The organism is Burkholderia pulmonis, from assembly GCF_984667975.1.
Genome location: NZ_OZ480188.1, coordinates 691,954 through 709,008, shown reverse-complemented (window position 1 = coordinate 709,008; position 17,055 = coordinate 691,954). Strand labels below are relative to the sequence as shown.

General features: G+C 65.9%; 17 protein-coding genes. 8 read left to right on the top strand and 9 right to left on the bottom strand.

Annotated features, from left to right (window positions below; all coding sequences use genetic code 11):
* Positions 1-379 precede the first annotated feature (379 nt).
* Positions 380-712 (bottom strand): hypothetical protein, encoded by a 333-nt coding sequence (locus tag AC5LXK_RS34755; protein ID WP_493394165.1) that lies wholly within the window; start codon positions 710-712, stop codon positions 380-382.
* On the opposite strand from AC5LXK_RS34755, the gene AC5LXK_RS34750 reads away from it, so the two are divergent.
* The 4 genes from AC5LXK_RS34750 to AC5LXK_RS34735 all read left to right on the top strand — a co-directional run bounded on the left by AC5LXK_RS34750 (position 693) and on the right by AC5LXK_RS34735 (position 3,213).
* Positions 693-1,079, top strand: a complete 387-nt coding sequence (locus tag AC5LXK_RS34750; RefSeq protein ID WP_493394164.1) for a hypothetical protein — start codon at positions 693-695, stop codon at positions 1,077-1,079. The two genes, AC5LXK_RS34755 and AC5LXK_RS34750, sit on opposite strands and share 20 nt — an antisense overlap.
* Before the next feature lie 12 nt (positions 1,080-1,091).
* Positions 1,092-1,913, top strand: a complete 822-nt coding sequence (locus AC5LXK_RS34745; RefSeq protein WP_493394163.1) for a DUF2491 family protein — start codon at positions 1,092-1,094, stop codon at positions 1,911-1,913.
* 61 nt (positions 1,914-1,974) lie between these two features.
* Positions 1,975-2,727 carry a hypothetical protein gene (locus tag AC5LXK_RS34740; RefSeq protein WP_493394162.1) on the top strand — a complete coding sequence of 251 codons (753 nt, stop codon included), beginning with the start codon at positions 1,975-1,977 and terminating at the stop codon, positions 2,725-2,727.
* 234 nt (positions 2,728-2,961) lie between these two features.
* A complete protein-coding gene (locus AC5LXK_RS34735; RefSeq protein WP_493394161.1) occupies positions 2,962-3,213 on the top strand; it encodes a hypothetical protein in 252 nt (83 codons plus the stop codon).
* Between the two features lie 21 nt (positions 3,214-3,234).
* On the opposite strand, the gene AC5LXK_RS34730 is transcribed toward AC5LXK_RS34735, so the two are convergent.
* From AC5LXK_RS34730 to AC5LXK_RS34720, 3 genes are all read right to left on the bottom strand, one after another.
* Complete coding sequence (locus AC5LXK_RS34730) at positions 3,235-4,113, bottom strand: hypothetical protein (RefSeq protein ID WP_493394160.1); 879 nt, start codon at positions 4,111-4,113, stop codon at positions 3,235-3,237.
* A gap of 73 nt (positions 4,114-4,186) precedes the next feature.
* Positions 4,187-5,302: a porin gene (locus AC5LXK_RS34725; protein WP_493394159.1), complete on the bottom strand. Its 1,116-nt coding sequence runs from the start codon at positions 5,300-5,302 to the stop codon at positions 4,187-4,189.
* Positions 5,303-5,387: 85 nt separating this feature from the next.
* Positions 5,388-6,905, bottom strand: a complete 1,518-nt coding sequence (locus AC5LXK_RS34720; protein ID WP_493394158.1) for a PTS transporter subunit EIIC — start codon at positions 6,903-6,905, stop codon at positions 5,388-5,390.
* 352 nt (positions 6,906-7,257) lie between these two features.
* Here AC5LXK_RS34720 and murQ point away from each other — a divergent pair, with 352 nt between their 5' ends.
* Both murQ and AC5LXK_RS34710 read left to right on the top strand, forming a co-directional pair.
* Positions 7,258-8,154, top strand: coding sequence for an N-acetylmuramic acid 6-phosphate etherase (gene murQ / locus AC5LXK_RS34715; protein ID WP_493394157.1), 897 nt, complete (start codon positions 7,258-7,260; stop codon positions 8,152-8,154).
* Entirely contained in the window at positions 8,154-9,011 is an 858-nt protein-coding gene (locus AC5LXK_RS34710) for a GntR family transcriptional regulator (protein ID WP_493394156.1), read from the top strand. The genes murQ and AC5LXK_RS34710 overlap by 1 nt, the downstream gene beginning before the upstream one ends.
* 82 nt (positions 9,012-9,093) lie before the next feature.
* Here AC5LXK_RS34710 and AC5LXK_RS34705 read toward each other — a convergent pair whose 3' ends face one another.
* Complete coding sequence (locus AC5LXK_RS34705; protein ID WP_493394155.1) at positions 9,094-10,203, bottom strand: LysR family transcriptional regulator; 1,110 nt, start codon at positions 10,201-10,203, stop codon at positions 9,094-9,096.
* A gap of 85 nt (positions 10,204-10,288) precedes the next feature.
* On the opposite strand from AC5LXK_RS34705, the gene AC5LXK_RS34700 reads away from it, so the two are divergent.
* A complete protein-coding gene (locus tag AC5LXK_RS34700; RefSeq protein ID WP_493394154.1) occupies positions 10,289-11,479 on the top strand; it encodes a M24 family metallopeptidase in 1,191 nt (396 codons plus the stop codon).
* Between the two features lie 83 nt (positions 11,480-11,562).
* Here the strand turns inward: AC5LXK_RS34700 and AC5LXK_RS34695 are convergent, their stop codons facing one another.
* The 4 genes from AC5LXK_RS34695 to AC5LXK_RS34680 all read right to left on the bottom strand — a co-directional run bounded on the left by AC5LXK_RS34695 (position 11,563) and on the right by AC5LXK_RS34680 (position 15,289).
* Complete coding sequence (locus tag AC5LXK_RS34695; protein WP_493394153.1) at positions 11,563-12,087, bottom strand: GAF domain-containing protein; 525 nt, start codon at positions 12,085-12,087, stop codon at positions 11,563-11,565.
* A 27-nt stretch (positions 12,088-12,114) separates the two neighbouring features.
* A complete protein-coding gene (locus AC5LXK_RS34690) occupies positions 12,115-12,717 on the bottom strand; it encodes a TetR family transcriptional regulator (protein ID WP_493394152.1) in 603 nt (200 codons plus the stop codon).
* A gap of 61 nt (positions 12,718-12,778) precedes the next feature.
* Positions 12,779-14,044: an MFS transporter gene (locus tag AC5LXK_RS34685; protein ID WP_493394151.1), complete on the bottom strand. Its 1,266-nt coding sequence runs from the start codon at positions 14,042-14,044 to the stop codon at positions 12,779-12,781.
* A 60-nt stretch (positions 14,045-14,104) separates the two neighbouring features.
* On the bottom strand, positions 14,105-15,289 hold the full coding sequence (locus tag AC5LXK_RS34680) for a porin (protein ID WP_493394150.1): 1,185 nt from the start codon (positions 15,287-15,289) through the stop codon (positions 14,105-14,107).
* 321 nt (positions 15,290-15,610) lie between these two features.
* Here AC5LXK_RS34680 and AC5LXK_RS34675 point away from each other — a divergent pair, with 321 nt between their 5' ends.
* On the top strand, positions 15,611-16,777 hold the full coding sequence (locus tag AC5LXK_RS34675) for a M24 family metallopeptidase (protein ID WP_493394149.1): 1,167 nt from the start codon (positions 15,611-15,613) through the stop codon (positions 16,775-16,777).
* Positions 16,778-17,055 lie beyond the last annotated feature (278 nt).

Below are 17,055 nucleotides of genomic sequence, written 5' to 3'. Positions count from 1 at the left end.
CCGGATCGAGCTCCGGGTCCAGCCGTTCGTCGTCCAGTTCAAGCTCCAGCTCCAGCTCGAGTTCCAGCCGATCCTCCTATGGTTCGAGTTACGGCTCGAGTTCCAGCCCCAGCCGCTCCTCTTACAGTTCTAGTTACGGCTCGAGCTCCAGCCGCTCGACTTACAGTTCGAGTCCCGGCTCGAGCTCCAGCCGTTCCGACTACAGTTCGAGTCCCGGCTCCAGCTCCAGCCGCTCCTCTTACGGTTCGAGTTACGGCTCGAGCGCCAGCCGCTCGACTTACAGTTCGGGTCCCGGCTCCAGCTCGAGCCGTTCCTCGTACAGTTCAACCCCCGGCTCCAGCAGCTCATACAGTGCATCGAACTACAAGAGTTCTTCCGCTTATGACGCACCGGCCCGTTCGTCGGCCAGTCCGTCCGACGGGTCCGGCACGTCCAAAAAATCGGGGTTCAGCAGCTCCGGCTCGAAGAAGGTCATCGCCGCGACTGCACTGGGCGGGGCGCTGTATGCCGCCCAGTCGAGCCGTGACGCGGCCGCGACGCTGAATTCGAGCGAGTCGTCGCACAGCGGCAGCGACGGCAGCAACGCCAGCAACAGCAGCTCGCCCGACCACGGCGCGTCCGGCAATACGCATTCGTACGGGACGCGAAACGACGCGCCGACGCCTCCGTCGTACAGCGCACCGCCACCGCCGGTGGCAACCCAGCCGTCCAACGGCAACAACGGGCTCCTGCTCGGCTACGTGCTCGGGCGCAGCAGCGCGCCGCGCGAAACGGTCGTCGTGCAGCAGCCGGACCGGTACGCCGCAGATTCGGGCAATGCGACGGTGTATCGGCACGCGCCCGACGACGAGGCGACGCCGGATGCCAATGTCGCCGCATCCGATGCCCAGAATGCACAGGATGCCCAGGCGGCGAAGCCGCCGGCAAAGGAACACAAGAACGTGTGGCTGGGTGCAGTCGTGATGTTGGGCGGCCTTTTTCTTGTCGTGTGGCTCGTCGTCGCACTGTTCAGGCGTGCGCGCCGCGCGTGGCTGGAGCGGAAGGCGCGCTACATGTCCCGCACCAACTACCGCCTCTGAGAAAGAACGAACATGGGAATTCTTGAACTCGCTCGCCGGATCGGCGGAAAGCGCCTCGACGATCTTGCGCGCGCGCAGGTCGATCAACCGGAGCGGGTCGACACCGGGCTGCCGTTCGGCGCGCGTATCGGCGGCATCGTCGAACTGGTGCTGGCCGACTTCGCGCTGCTCGAAGGGTCGCTGCTGGTCGTGCCGCCGGCCGGGCAGATGCCGATCGTCGCGGTCAGCCGCCTGCATGTCGACGCCGATGCGGATCTGTCGATCTTCCGGCTGTACACGGATACCGGCACGGACAGGAACGGGCAGGGTGCGTTCCTTCAGGTCATGACGGGCAACGACGATCCCCGGGATGTGCGCGAAATCGCTTACTACCAGTTCCTGTACCGCGAATATCCGGTGACGGCCGACGAGCAGGACGCCTTCCTCGGCAACGGTTACGGCCTCGGGCAGGACCGCTACGACATGGATCGCGACGAGCTTGCCCAGATCGCACACTTCGCCACGCAGCCGGCGCGCGTCGATGCGCTGCTCGACGGCAACGACGCGCTCGGCTTCGAGCGCGATGCACCGGGCGGCGACTACGTCCGGCCGTGGACGGCCAGGGAGCGCCGGCTGGACGACGGCGTCGGCGAGAAGGGCGTCGAGAAGACGCATTCGTTCATGCAATACGTGCGGCGCCTGCCGGCCGGCCCGGCGCGGGAAAGTGGCCCGATCGAGCGCCTGTGGATCGATTTCGAGCACGTCGAGACGATGGACGGGCGTCCGGACGAGGCTGTCTGGGTCGACTATTTCGCCGGTCTCGCCATCGATCCGCTGCGCGTCAAGGTTTTCTGAGGCGCGAAGCCGCCTCGATCCGTTCGCAATTCGCAACTCAAGATTGACCAAGGAGCACACCATGTCTGGCTGGAAACTCGTTTCGTCGCTTCTCGCGAAACACGTTGGTACCGTAGGCGATCGCCTCGCGCAGCAGATCGCTGCATTCGATCCGGAAACGGCGACGCAAGTCGACCGCGACAACCTTCAGGCCAAGCTGCACGAAGTGGCGGTCAAGCTGGCCGAGGCCCGGCAGAAGAACGGCGCTGCGCAGAAGGCGGTCGCGGATCTGAAGGCGAGCATCGACGGCGACATGAAGGCGGCGGTCGTACTGATCGCCAAGTTCGAAAAGCAGGAGATCAACGAGCTGACGCTGACGCAGTTCACCGACGATCTCGAGCGTCGCAAGCAGGACCTGCCGCGGCGTCAGGCGGAGGCGGACGGCGCCCAGCAACTCGTCGACACGCTGCAGGAAATTCTGACGACCGTCGAAACCCAGGTGAACGAGTTCGACGCGAAAGCGCGTGCGGCGATGGCCGATCTCGCGCAGGCGCAGGCCGACCGCGAGCGTGCGCAGTTGATGCAGCAACAGCAGGAGGAACTGAACCGGCTGCGCGCGGGCACCGGCGGCGCGTCGACCGGGCTCGGCGCGTTGCAGGCGGCGGCCTCCCAGGCGCGTGTCGCCGCCGATGCCGCACAGACGGTCGCGGCCATCGGGCAGAAGCCGCTCGATCAACAGGCGGCGGTCGAAGAGGCGCGTCGCATCGCGGCAGGCGGGGCGGCCACGGGTTCGGAGTCGGCGGTCGAGCGCTTGCGCAGGCTCTCGCAGTCGTAATCGACGAGGCCGCGCGTCGGCGATGACGGCGCGCGGCACGGCGGTGCCAATGAGCGGGCGGTGCGGTGTGCCCGGACGCCGGGCTTCGGGAAGCTCGCATGCGGCACGGCGGCGTCGCGCAGGCGCGCATCGGCTGGCGAACCTGCAACGTTGAGTCATGACCGGCGTCGAGGTCGGGCGGCACGGGAATCGGCAAGCTGCTATGCTCGATTGTCCTTACCGGAGAATCGCCACATGAGACGCTTGCTCCTGCTCTGGAAAACCGCCCGACGCGACCTGCGCGTCCTGTGGGCCGCCCTGAGCCACCCGGATCGTCCGGGTTGGCTGATTCCCGTGCTCGGACTCGTCGCCGTCTATGCGCTCGAGCCGTTCAATATCGCGCTACCCCTGCTCGGTCTCGTCGACGATGCCGTCCTGGTGCCGATCGTCCTGCACTTGATCGTCCTCGGGCTGCCCGTTTCTCTCCGCGGCGCGGCCGTACGGTAGCCCGACCCGCTCACGCATCGCTCAGAGGCTGTCCAGAAACGCCTGCGTGACCGCAACCCACGGGCCGTTTCCGTCGTTGTTCGCATCGTATTCGACAGCGGGATTCTGGCCGCCCCAGATGATCAGGTCGGCTGCGGTGGTGCTTCGGATCGTGTTCAGCATGCTCTGCCAGGTCGAGGCGGGAATCAGCGTCGTGTTCTGGTCGTAGTACTGCGGCCAGACGTACGGAAAGACCGGATGCGGACCCGTGCTGCTCTGGCGATCGATCGTCCCCGTGGTGGCGAGGTCGGCGTTGAGCTGCGGCGCCCATGCCGCGCCCGTATACGGCGATGTCCCGTTGGCCTTCACATATTCGCTCGGGAAGTACGCGGTCCGGCCGTTGTTGAGATCCATCAACTGCGCGATGCCGCGATAGGCGCTGGCGGCATCCACCGTGCTGATGTTGGCCGCGTTCGCGAGCCCGTACCACCCGAGCACGCGATTGGGGCGAATCGCCTGGGTCCATTGCTGGAGTTGCTTGAGGATCGCGAACCGGTTGGCGATCGTCGCCGTGCTGCCGGTCAGGTACAGCTTTTCGCAGTCGAGCACGAGATAGCCGGCCGAGTCGGCCGGCGTCGGATCGTACGTGTTGACCAGCGCCTCCCAGTCGCTCTGCGACGGCAGCTTCACCTTGCCCGTCGACGCATCGTACGTGAGCGGCTGGCAGTATCGGGCCGGGATGAAATGAGTCTTGACCGCACCGTGTCCGAGCGAGACGTCGGCGTAGGCGGTGTTGTCCAGCACGATAAACGACGATGCGGCATCGACGTCGCGTGGATGGGCGACCGCAAGCGCGATCAGGGCTGCCGTGCCGGCGCCTGCTGCGATCAGCGAGCGCGGGCGAATGGATCGGGATTGCATGGTTCGACTCCTGGTTGGCGAGGTGGAAGAACGTGACGCGACGCGCAGGGACTGCGCCGACCGGCCACGCCGGCTAGAACACTGTCTCGATGCCGGCATAGACGCCGGTTTGTCCGTGACCCGGCATGGGGTTCGTGCCCCAGCCCGCATTCATCGGCCCGAGCCCCGGGCTTTGCGGATTGACGCCGAAGTTGGCGTTGGCGCTGTTGAACACGTGCGCGGCCATGCTGTACAGGAAGGTCCGCTTCGACAGGTCGTACATGCAGCCGACGCCGACCATCGTCACGCGCGATTCGCCGTCGTGATCGGCGGTCCACTTGCCGGGGCCGACCTTCATCGTGTAGGCCGCACCCTGCAGGTGGAGAAACGGGTTCACGTCATACGTGAGGCCGGCCCACCAGAGATCGGCGCGATCGGACAGTCCCGCCGGCGTGTCTGGCGCGGAATAGTGCGTGTAGGCGGCCTGCACGCGAAACGGGCCGAACCGGTCGCGCACGCCGACGAACAGTTCGCGTGAGTAGCTGAACAGGTTGTTCTCGATGCCCTGCGCGTTGCGGATCTCGTCCCACACCACGCGCACCTGGAAGTCGCCGTGCGTGTAGGCGCCGCTGAAGCCGTCGGCGCGCCCGGCCTTGCCGGCATTGGCGGGATCGCCCGCATTGAAGCCCGTCGGGCTGTTGCCCAGGTTCAGCTCCGCGTCGAACGAGAAGCCGTGCAGGTCGGGCGACAGGTAGCGGATGCCGTTGGAGAGGCGGGAGCCGTTCCGGTACGCGACGAACGACTGGGCGCCGAAATTCTCTTCGAGCAACGGATCGTATTCCCACACGTAGTTGTTGAGCATCGGCCCCTGGCCGAAGCGGATCGTGCCGAAGGTGTCGTTCTTCAATCCGACCCAGGCCGCGCGCTGGAAGATCAGCCCGGCGACCAGCGAGCCGGTCGGCGTGAACGCAGACTCGAGCCAGAACAGCGCGTGATTGCCGTTCCCCAGATCTTCCGTGCCCTTCAGGCCGATGATGTTGACGCCCCAGTCGCTGCCTTGCGACCAGCGCGACGCGGCCCCGCGCGGTGTCTGCACGCTGCTCGTGTACTGGACGTCGCCGCCCAGGCGGCCCCACAGCAGGACGTTCGACTGCGCATGGGCGAGCGTCGTCACGAAGCATGCGACCGCGAAAATCAATCCGCTTTTCATTTATTTAGCTATCCATATTGAATGGGACGATAAAGAAACGGCCGCCCCCGGTGCGATCGCCGTCTCCCGATGCCGCGCGGCGCGCTCAGTGCGGCTGCTGCACCGGCAGCGGCCCGTCGGCGAGCGGTTGCGCGCGCTGCGGGGCAGGCCGGACGAACTGTCGCCGCTGATCCTGCGTCAGCCCGAAGAACCACGTGAGCACGAAAGCCGATGCATAGGCGGTCGCGGTCGCGAGGCAATAGACCGCGACGCTGCTGCCGAGGCCCATCGGCCCGGTGACGAGCGGAATCAGCATCAGGTTGGCCGGGCCGATCGTGGTCGCGCCGACGAAATCGCCGTGACTGGCGAAGTACCCGAGCACGAGCGCGCCGATGCCGCCGCCGATCGACGACGTGACGAGCGGGCGCCCGAGCGGCAGCGTGACGCTGTACAGCAGCGGCTCGGATACGCCCAGCATGCAGGTCGGCAGCGTGTCGCGGATCCGCTGTTTCAGGCCCGCATCCTTGACGCGGAAATAGAGCGCGAAGGCGGCGCCGGCTTGCCCGCAGCCGGACATCGCGAGAATCGGGAACAGCGCGGTGAAGCCGTACTGCGCGATGAGTTGCGCATGAATCGGGATCAGCGCCTGATGCAGGCCGAACATCAGGAGGCCGACGAACGACGCGGCGAGGATGAACGCGGCCGGCATGCCGCCGACGTTCAACAGCAGCGTGGTGAGCTGGCTGACGCCGTTCGTCAGCACGTCGGCCACCGGCATCAGCACGAACAGCGTCGCGACGCCCGCGACGAGCAGCGACACCGTCGGCGTCACCAGCGTCTCGATGGCCGGCGGCACGCGCGTGCGCAGCTTGCGCTCGACCAGCGCGACCAGCACGCCGGCCAGCAGCGCGCCCATCAGTCCGCCCTGGCCGGGCCGCAGCGCGATCTCGCCGAGCAGCGGCAGCGTGAACGCGGGGAGCTTGGTCAGCGCAGGCACGATCATCACGCTCGCGGCCGCGCCGCCGAGGCTCGGCGTGCCGTCGAATTCGCGCGCGGCATTCATGCCGACCTGGATGACCAGGAATGCGAAGAATGCGGTGCCGATCGTCGACGCGACGGTGGCGAGGAAGGTCAGGTCGCTTGCGCTGTCGGGCGGCGAATGCCGGGCCCAGAGCAGCAGCAGGCCCCCCAGCGCATTGATCAGCCCCGCGCCGACCAGCGCGGGAATCAGCGGCGTGAAGATCGCGGCGATACGGCGCAGGAAGCCGCGCACCGCGTGGTTGCCGCGCCTGGCGGGCGCAGCCGCGGCCGGCTTCACGGCAGACGCGTCTTCTTGCGGGTGCGCGCCGTTTGCGTCGTGTTCGCTCAAGGCCTGCGCGAATGCGCCCCATACCTGCTTGACCGCACCCGGGCCGATCACGACCTGCAGCGGATCGCCGGTCACCACGCCCAGCACGCCGGGCAGTTGCCGCAATGCGGCCGGATCGGCGAGCGCGGGATCGGTGAGGTTGACGCGCAGTCGCGTCATGCAATGCGTGTGATTTCGCACGTTCCGTGCGCCGCCGATCGCATCGAGAATCGCGTGGGCCAGTGCCCTGAACCGCTCTGTCGTCTCCGCCGTCATGTTTGCTCCTGTCGAATACCGAACCGCCCCGGTCTGGAGGCGGATACATTGAACCGTCGATAAATTGGAACGTACCAATTCATATATTGGTTGGCAATAGGTAGTTTTTTAGAAGCTGCCCAGGAACTGGATGGATAGCTTTTCAGCCACGAAGATAACAGGGGTAGGATCACTCGCCAGGCTGTTTCATCATGAAAACTCAATTACTATCAATGACTTGTGTGCATGGAGAGATGGGCGGAGCTGACACTGACGTTTCCTGGCGCACGGCAGACTCGAATCGACGATTTACAACCAATGCCATACCAATTATGATCGAAGCCATCCGTCACCCAACCTGTGGAGTGCAGCCATGCCGCTGGATCGTTTGATCACCGAGCAACCGAACGTCTTCAGCGCCAACCTCGACCAGTTGAGCATCGAGGAAGGCGTGGCGTTGATGAATCGCGAGGATGCGTTCATCGCGCCCTGCGTGGCACGCGCGTTGCCGTCCATCGCGGCGGGCGTACGGACGGTCGCGCAGGCACTTCGTGCGGGCGGCCGGCTCGTGTATATCGGGGCGGGCAACAGCGGGCGGATCGGCTATCTCGACGCGCTGGAATGCCAGCCGACCTTCGGCATGTCGCCACGGGAAGTCGTGGGCATCGTCGCGGGCGGGTTCGTCGGCGTGTCCGAGGGCATCGAGGATTCCGCCGAACGAGGGCAGGCGGATCTGGAGGGCATCGACCTGCGGCGCGAGGACGTGGTCGTCGGGCTGACCGCGAGCGGCCGCACGCCCTATGTGATCGGTGCGCTTCGTCATGCGCGGCAGATCGGCTGTCCGACCGTATCGGTGGCCTGCAACAGCGGGAGCGAGGTCGGCGCCGTCGCCGATGTCGCGATCGAAGTGGACTGCGGGCCCGAGATCCTGGCCGGGTCGACGCGCCTGAAGGCCGGGACCGTCCAGAAGATGGTCTGTAACATGCTGTCGACGCTGTCGATGGTCGCGCTCGGCAAGACCTATGGCAATCTGATGGTCGACCTGCAGGTGCACAATCACAAGCTGCAACTGCGCGCGCAATCGATCGTCGCGCAGGCCGCCGGCGTTTCGCCGGACGTCGCGGCGCGATCGCTCGCCGAAGCGGGCAACCGCCCGCGGATCGCGATCCTGATGCTGCTGACCGGCTTGAGCTGCAGCGAAGCGGAGGCGCTGTCCGTCGAGCACGGCGGATCGATTCATCATGCGCTGCAGTCGCGCAAGCCGTCCTGATGCCGTGCATCGCACCGTGTCGCCTGTCCAATCCTGACCAATTTAGATCGATGACGGAACGCAGCCTGGATGACCTTCTTTCGCCCGACCCGCAACCGGGCGCGCACCTGTTCAGCCCGTCGCAGGTGGCCGAACTGCATGCGCCGACGCCGGGCGGTGCGAGAATGCCGATCGCATCGCGGCTTGCCCGGATGCTGCGTGCCCTCATCGTCGACGGCACGATGCAGACCGGGGAGAGCTTTCCGCCCGAGCGGGAACTGGCCGCGCAACTGCAGGTGTCGCGCGATACCGTGCGACGCGCGATTGAGGAACTGATCCGCCAGGGGCTCGTCGAAGCGCGACAGGGCGCCGGTACGTTCGTCTCCGCGCGCGTCGAGCAGCCGTTGACCGAGATCACCAGCTTCTCGGACGACATGCGCCGCCGCGGCTTCAGCCCGGGATCGCACTGGGTCAAACGCGAACTGCGTCGCCCGACGCCGGAGGAGTCGCTCGCACTCGGTCTTGCGCCGGATTCGGTCGTCATGCACCTGGAGCGTGTCAGAACGGCGGATTCCGTGCCGATGGCGATCGAGCGCGCGGTGCTGGCCGCCGAGCTGCTCGGCGGCAACCTGGAGTTCGGCGATTCTCTGTACGGCGCGTTGAATGCCACGGGCATTTGTCCGGTCAGGGCGCTCCAGCGGCTGCGCGCGGAGCTGGCGTCCGAACTCGACGCGGCGTTGCTCGGCATTCGCAGCGGCGATCCGGTGCTGCACATCGAGCGCCGCTCGTTTTCAGTCGAGGGCCGGCCGCTCGAGCTGACGCGCTCGTTCTACCGCGGGGATCGTTACGACTACCTCGCCGTGATGGGAAAGGCGTGATGGCCTGACCGGCCGTTCCCGCTTCCGCCGCTCGGTCGGGAGGATGTCCGCACCCGAGTGCATGACCGACGACGCTTCGGCGTCAATCGTGCGTCGCAGCTTGTGTGAAAAGCGACGCGATGCTCTGCCGCAGCCATTGGTGGGCGGCATGACTGTCCCAGCGCTGATGCCAGATCATGCAGTAAGGCCGCACCGGCATCTGAACCGGCAAGCGGCGCGAAATCAGCCCGTCCTTGTACGGGCTGAGATCGAGCAGCGACGTCGGCAACACGCCGATGAAGTCGGATTGCGCGATGATCGCGAGCGCGGGCGAATAGTTGGGGAGCGTGAGCAGCAGGTTGCGCCGGTGCGAATGCGCGGCGAGGATGCTGTCATAGAGCGGCGTCGACGTTCCCGGAAACAGGACATCGAGATGCTGGGCGCCCAGAAAGCGCGGGAGCGTCAACGCACCTTTCTCGAGCGGGTGCCCTTTGCGCATCAGGCAACTCCACTGGATCGGCCACAGAGCATGCGTACGAATACCGCCGCTGCGGTTCGCGTCGTTCAGATAGCCGCCGATCGCGAGATCCACGCCGCCGCGATCGAACAGGTTCGGCAGGTTGGCAACGTCGTAGGGCACCACGCTGATCCGCATGGATGGCGCGCATCGCCCCAGGTGCGCGGCGAGCCGTGGCATCACGCGCTCGACCGTGTAGTCGGACATCGCGATGGTGAACGTGCCGGAGAAGCGCGCCGGATCGAACGTGTCCGGCGAGATGGCCTGCCTCAGCGCGTCGAAATGCGGCTGCATCGCGGCCCACAGCTCCTGCGCACGCGCGGTCGGCCGGATACCGGTCGTCGTCTTGTCGAACAGCGTGTCGTCGAGCGCGCGACGCAGCCGGCCCAGCGCGTTGCTGACCGCCGACTGCGAAAGCGCCAGCCGCGCGGCCGCGCGCGTCACGTTGCGTTCGTCCATCAGCGTCGCGAACACACGCAACAAATTCAGATCCAGCTGGCGAAAGACGTCTTTCAATGTCGACTCTCCGTGATCGCCTCGCCCGCGACGTAGCGGAACGATCCGGCTACCGTTATGGATGGAAGTGATGACCCTATCACGGAAATCCGTTGGACGCTTGCGGCGTTCCTGCCGAACATGGTCTCCAGCGCGCGGCGACAGTGGGCGGACCGACTCTTCGTGTCCGCCGTGAGTCAATGATTGTGGCGAATCCGGTTCGGCAAACGTCGCCGCGCATCATTCACTGCGGAAATATGGTCGCCACGGACAAACGGAGCAACTCATGGCACATCTCGGCCGAGACGTTCGCGACTACCGCTTTCGCCTGATGCGCGAGCTGATGGATCGCGAAGGCTACGACGCACTCGCCTTCACGCAGGGCGACTTCTTCCAGTTCGTCACTCATTTCCACACCGACGTGCTCCCGTGGGAGCGCCCGATCCTCTGCGTCGTGCCGCGCAACGGCGAGCCGTTCGTCGTGCTGAACGAGCTGTCGACACATCACTGGCGCTTCACGCGCGAAGCCGGGCATCTGTGGGTCGACGACGCGCACTACTATTCCGAGCATCCGCGCGTGCAGCAGCGGCTGCCGCTCGTGAGCCAGTGGAGCGAATGCGTCGCGGATTTGTTGCGCGCGGCCGGCCTGCATCGCGCACGCATCGGATGCGACGCGATCACCGGCCCGTTGTCGCGCGCGGCCGCATTGCTGCCCGGCCTCAGGATCGAAGCGGCAACCGGCGAAACGCGCAGGCTGCGCGTCGTCAAGCACGCGGAAGAGATCCAGCTGATGCGCGACGCGAGCGCGCTGTCGGACTGGCTGCAGGACCGCTATCGCGAGAACATCCGCCCCGGCCGCCTCGTGCAGGAGCTCGACATGGCGATGGCCGCGCTGTTCGTCACCGAGGCCGCGCGGCGCTTTCCGGGCGAGCAATTCGAGGTGCTGCGCTGCTGGACGCTGTCCGGCCCCGCGAGCTGCGCGCCGCATGGCGACGGGCGCTCGGCCGGCGCGACGATCGAGAGCGGCCACGGGCTTGTGAACATCGTGATTCCGCGCGTCAACGGCCTCGTGATCGAGAACGAGCGCACGTGGTTCTGCGGCAAGCCGTCGGCCCGGCAGGCGCAATTGTTCGACATCGCGCGCGCGGCGAACGAAGCGGCGTGCGAAGCGGCGATCGCGGGCCGGCCGGTCTGCGGGATCGACGCGGCCGCCCAGGCGGTGTTCGAGAAGTATGGTGTCGCGGACCTGATCCGCCATCGCACCGGGCACGGCATGGGCTTGATCGGCCACGAGTTTCCGGAGGACATGGCGTTCAATACCCGGCCGTTGCTCGCGGGCGAGGTCTATTCTGCGGAGCCGGGCGTGTACGAATGGGGGCTGGGCGGTTTCCGGTTCGACGATACGGTGCTCGTCGGCGAGCGGCCCGAAGTGCTGACGAAGGCGCCGAAGGATCTGGCGAGCCAGACGATCGCGTAACGAAAAAACGGTCCGTGCGGACCGTTTCGCTCAGGAAGCCGGGGAATCGCCGTTCCCCGGACCCTGTCCGGGCAGGGCTCCGTTCACACGTGCCCGATCACCTTCAGCATCGGCGCGATCGCGAGCGATGCGAACAGCGCGATCGTCGCGAAGTCGTCGGCGTCGTACCACGCCCGCTCATGCAGCAGATTCAGCGAGCCGATCGTCCGTCCCGCCCATCGCACCGGATAGTTGATCGCGCTTTCGCAGCCGAGCGAGCGAATCAGCGCATGGTCGAAGAACGCGCGCTGCACGTCGTCGTAGTCGCGGCAGAGCCGCGGCTGGCCGTCGGTGACGATGTGATGGAAAAACGCATCGGACCGCACGATCGGCTTGGTGCCGCCGACCGGATACGCGTCCGGCAGGCTCGAGTAGTACCGTTGGCACAGGTCCGCATCGAGGTCCAGCATCAGCACGGTAAACAGCTTGTGCCCGACCGTACCGGCGAGGCAGCGGTCGAGTGCGGCAAACGCGGCGGCCGGCTGGTCGGCTTCGCCGAGCGCGGCCGACATGCGCTGCAGGTGATCCGGCACGCGGTTGTCGTCGAGGGTTGTCGTATTCGATTCCACGATGGTGTGTTGTTCGGATAGTCCGTTTCAATCCTTGCGCGCGAGCATCTGCGCGGCTCGACGCATCGCGTCGGAGGTGCTGGCGCGGTCGCCGGTCGCGAGCAGGTTCAGCAGCAGGCCGCGCATCGTTGCAAGCAGAATGCGTGCGCGCACCTGCGCTTCCTCGCGTGCGAAGCCGGCCTGCTCGAAACTGGTCGTCGAGTGCTTGATCCAGCCGCCGACTGCATCGTCGAGAAAATCGCCGAACCGTTCGGGTTCGTTGATCGCTTTCACGTACAGCGTGAACAGCAGCCGCATCACCGGAAGGTAGGAATCCGCGGAAAAGCGCTCCCATGTCTGCTGCATCGACTCGGCGAGATCCGTGCCTGCGGGAGCGGAGCGCGGCCGCGCCCGCTGCTCGCGATAGCGAATCTCGCGCAGCACGGCTTCCCAGAAGCCGTCGGCCGAACCAAAGTGATAGATCAGCATCCGGTGGCTGGTGCCGATGCCGTCGGCGATCTGCCGCAGCGACAGATCGCCGGCGCCGTGTTCCTGCACGTAGGCGATCGTCGCGTCGAGTATCTTCACGACGGCGTTGTTGGGGGACAGCGGATCGGTTGCGGTCCGCTTGACGGCGCTTCGCGTTGCCATGCGTTCGAATCTCGTTGGAACAAGGTGCGGGTGACGAGCGTTTGCGAACCCCTTGGCCTGATCAGGCCATCGATCTCGATTCCACTCGCAGCCGCTCGCCGCGTTTCCACAGGAGCATAGCAAAGACAGAAATCAGCGATGCGACGAGCAGATACGCGATCGGCGCCTGCCGGATCCCCTTGCTCAGCGCATAGGTCGAGACGATCGGCGACAGCGCGCCGAAGATCGTCACGCCGACGTTGTAACCGAGCCCGATGCCGAGCGCCCGCTGTCGGGTCGGGAAACGGTCCGACGCGAACGGAAAATACGCGCCGATCGTGAGCCCGAAGCAGCCCGCGCAGATGGCCTGGAACAGGAACAGGCGCAGCGTCGACGGGTCGAGCAGCAGGTACTCGTAAAGCGGGACCACTGCGATTAGCGATGCGATCGTGCCGGTGAGCATCACGGTAACCGGGTCCGATCGGTCGGACCACAACCCGCCGACGATGGCGCCGGCGATGATCACGAGCGACGCCATCGTCGAGCTGGCCGAGCCGACGAACGGTGCAATGCCCATCGCCTGCTTCGCGAACGACGGCATGAAGATCACGACCAGGTACACGACGGCCGAGCCGAAGCCGGTCATCGATGCAATGAGCGCGACCTGCCGCAGCAGTTGCCCGACGTTCAGCTCGACGCTCGCTTCGCTCGCCGAGCGATGCGTCAGCGCGTCGCTCTCTTCCATGTGACGGCGCAGATACAAGCCGACCGGGATCACCGCGAGACCGATCGCGAAGCCGACGCGCCAGCCCCAGTCCAGCGTCGCGGCCTGACCCAGCGTGCCGTAGACGAGCAGCGCGATCCCCGAGCCGGCGGCCAGCGCCAGATAGGTCGAGCTGCTGAAGAGTGCGCCGTAGTATCCGCGGCGATCCTTCGGGCAGGTTTCCATCACGAGCGACACTGCAGCGCCGAACTCGCCCGATGCGGCGAGACCGGCGACGAGCCGCCCGACGACGACCATCGCGGTGCCGACGTAACCGCTGTGTACGTAGGGCGGTGCGGCGATGATCAGCAGCGTACCCGCGCCCATCAGGAGCACCGTCAGCACCATCGCGGATTTGCGTCCCTTCCTGTCGGCGTAACGGCCGACCACGTATGCGCCGACCGGTCGCACGAGAAAGCCTGCGGCGAACGTGGAAATCGCGGCGAGCGTGGACAGCACCTCGTTGGCCGCCGGAAAGAAGTTGTGCCCGATCGCCAGCGCGAAGTAGCCGTACAGCGTGAAGTCGAGCCACTCGAGGAAATTGCCGGCGGACACGCCGAGAAACGAGCGTCGGTTGATGGACATGGTTTTGCTTCCTGTGATGTGCAATCCGGGGAGGGGGCGTGAGATGTCGGCGGTCGCGCGTCAGAACCTGTAGCGAATGCCGGCACCGATCTGAAACTGGTTCTTGCCGGGCGCGACGCCGCCGGCCGGCACCAGCGTCCGCTGGAATGCCGACGCGCCGTACGCGGTGCCCGCGGCGGACGTCCCGAGCGCGACGACCGGGAAGCTCGTGGCGGCGTCGCCCGGGTTCCGGACGAAGGCGGCCACGACGTACGTGTCGACCTGCTTCGACAGGAAGTAGTTGATCTGCGTGCCGACGAGCGTCGGATGGATGTTGGTGCCGCTGACGTGCAGCTTGTAATAGCCGGCCCGCAGGCTGAGGTAGGGTGTCGCGAAGTAGCCGGTGCCCGCCCAGAACAGCTGTGTCCGGAACGCGCGCGGGCCATTGCCGCTCGGTGAGTCGATGTCGCCGGAATAGCCGCCATAAAATGTGACGGAGCCAATCTGGTAAGCACCGCCGAACATCCAGGTCCGGCGCTTCCAGTTGCTGATGTAGCCGGCGCCCGACACGCCGCTCACCGGTTGGCCCGCAGACACGGCGTTGATGGCCGCGCCCGACGCGTCCCACGGGTTGTCTTCGCGGTTGTAGGCGGCCGCCAGCGACAGCGACGGGCCCGCATAGGCCAGATGGAGCCCGAAATCGCTCTTCTGCACGTTCAGGCCCGGGCTGCCGAACGCGTACAGCACGCTGCCCGATACCGCGCCCCATGACTTCGGTGTCACGTATTTGACGGAGTTGTCGAGGCGGTAGTTGTTCCCGGGCGTGAACACGCTCAGTTGCCCCAATCCGAGAATCGACGCGGTTCCGGTCGCCTCGCCCAGTGGATCGACGACGTAAGCCGCGTCCGTGATGGGCGCATACGTGCGACCGAACGAGACGCGACCGTACGGCCCCTCGAGCCCGACCCACGCGTCACGGCCCCATGCCTGCGACACCGTCGCGCCGCTCGCAACCGAAAAGCCTTGCTCCAGCGCGAAGACGGCCGCCCAGCCGCCGCCGAGATCCTCGCGCCCGCGCATCCCGTAGCGACTCGTGGTCAGCATGCCCGACGCCTCCGAGGTCAGGCTGCCCTGGGCATTCGCATGGGTCGTGTACGACACGCCGTTCTCGACGATCCCGTACAGCGTCACGCTCGACTGAGCCGATGCACAGCCGGATGCAACCAGTATCAGCAGGCTGCAAGCGATTTCCCCTCCGATCCGCATGCACGTCTCTCCGTTGCACCGCATTTATTGGACAAATGTCGACAAGAAAACGTACCGCCTGGTACAGTCAATTGCCGAATTAAACGCCATCCGAAATTGTTTTCCAAGTGGAAATTAATGGGTTTATGTAGGGGTATACGGCAATGTGCAGCGCGATGTCAGGCCGTGAAAATTCGATCGTTTATGTACCATGTGGAACATGGTGATTTGGATCGAGGCGCGGCGATGTGCTGATCCGTGTCGCCATGGGCGGGCGACCGTACCGGCCGGCTTCGCGCCGACAGGGCAGTGCTACCTCGACAATCAACGACAGGACCCGATATGCAACTTGAACCGATCTTTCATCCGCCAGGCGAAGCGGAGATCAACGGGCGGCTGGCGCGCGTGCAGGCGCGCATGGCGGCCGAAGGGCTTGACCGCTATGTGGCGTTTTGCCCGCACAACATCTACTACCTGACGCACTTCGCGAATGCGGTCCACGAGCGGCCGTTCGTGCTGGTCGTCCCGCAACGTGGCCGGCCGCAGTTCGTCGTGCCGCAGCTGGAGATCCCGCACGTGCGCTCGCGTGCGATTGGCGACGTCGAGCTGGTGTCGTACTTCGAGTTCCCGGCGCCGGCCGGCCGCGCGTGGAGCGACCGCTTCAAGGAACTGTTCGGCGAAAACGAGCGCGTCGGTGTCGAGTCGATCTGCCCTTTGCAGGTGTATGCAGAGATACCGGGGGAGCGCGTGCGCACCGACATCGTCGACGATGTCCGGATGATCAAGTCGGATTACGAAGTTGGCCGGCACGTGTATGCGTGCGCAGTCGCGACCGACGCACACAACCTGCTGCTTGCCTCCGCACGACCCGGCTTGAGCATGGCGGAGATTTCCGGGAAAACACGCGCGTTCGTGATGGAGCGGCTCGTGCGCGACAATCCGGCGATCAACCCGTACGCGACGCGCGTCACCGTGGTGTTTCAGCCGGCCGGCGTGTCACACGATCCGCACAACTTCTCGAACATCGACATGCGGATGGAGGAGGGCGGCCCGCACGTTTCGATCGTCAACGCGGAGATGAACGGCTACGGCGCCGAGGTGGAGCGAACGTTCTTCATCGGCAGGGTGCCGGACGCCGCGAGGAAGCCGTTCGAAATCATGATGGAAGGGCGCCGCATCGCGTTCGAGACGGCGAAGCCGGGCGAACTGATGAGCGAGGTCGACCGGCGCGTGAACGATCATTTCCGGCGCGCCGGCATGGGCGACCGGCTGCTGCATCGCACCGGGCACGGGATGGGCGTGACCGGGCACGAAGCCCCGTTTTTCGCTGACGGTTATGAACGCCCCATCGAGAAGGGCATGTGCCTGACCATCGAGCCCGGTGTTTATCTCGAAGGCATCGGTGGCTTTCGCCATTCCGATACCGTGTTGATCGGCGATAACGGCCCTGTCATGTTGACGGGTGGTCCGGTCGATATCGACGCGCTGACGCTTCCGATGCAGTCCTGAGGGGCGGTCGGCAGTCGTCGTCGTGACGACGCCCGGTTCACGCATGACGATTCGGCGCGGCCAGCCAGTTTCCCTGCTCGCCGCGCCACCCCACGGCATGCACCCGCTCGATGTGGCGAGCAGCGATGGTTGCCGCGTAGGCGGGCGTCGCCGGAGAGCGGAATATCGAGCAGGCACCACGCGCCTGCATGCGGTGTATCGACCTCGTGGAACGACGGCGGCGACGGCCCGAGCGATTCGGGCGTTGCGCCGTGTTCGATCGCGCAGGCATTCGTAAT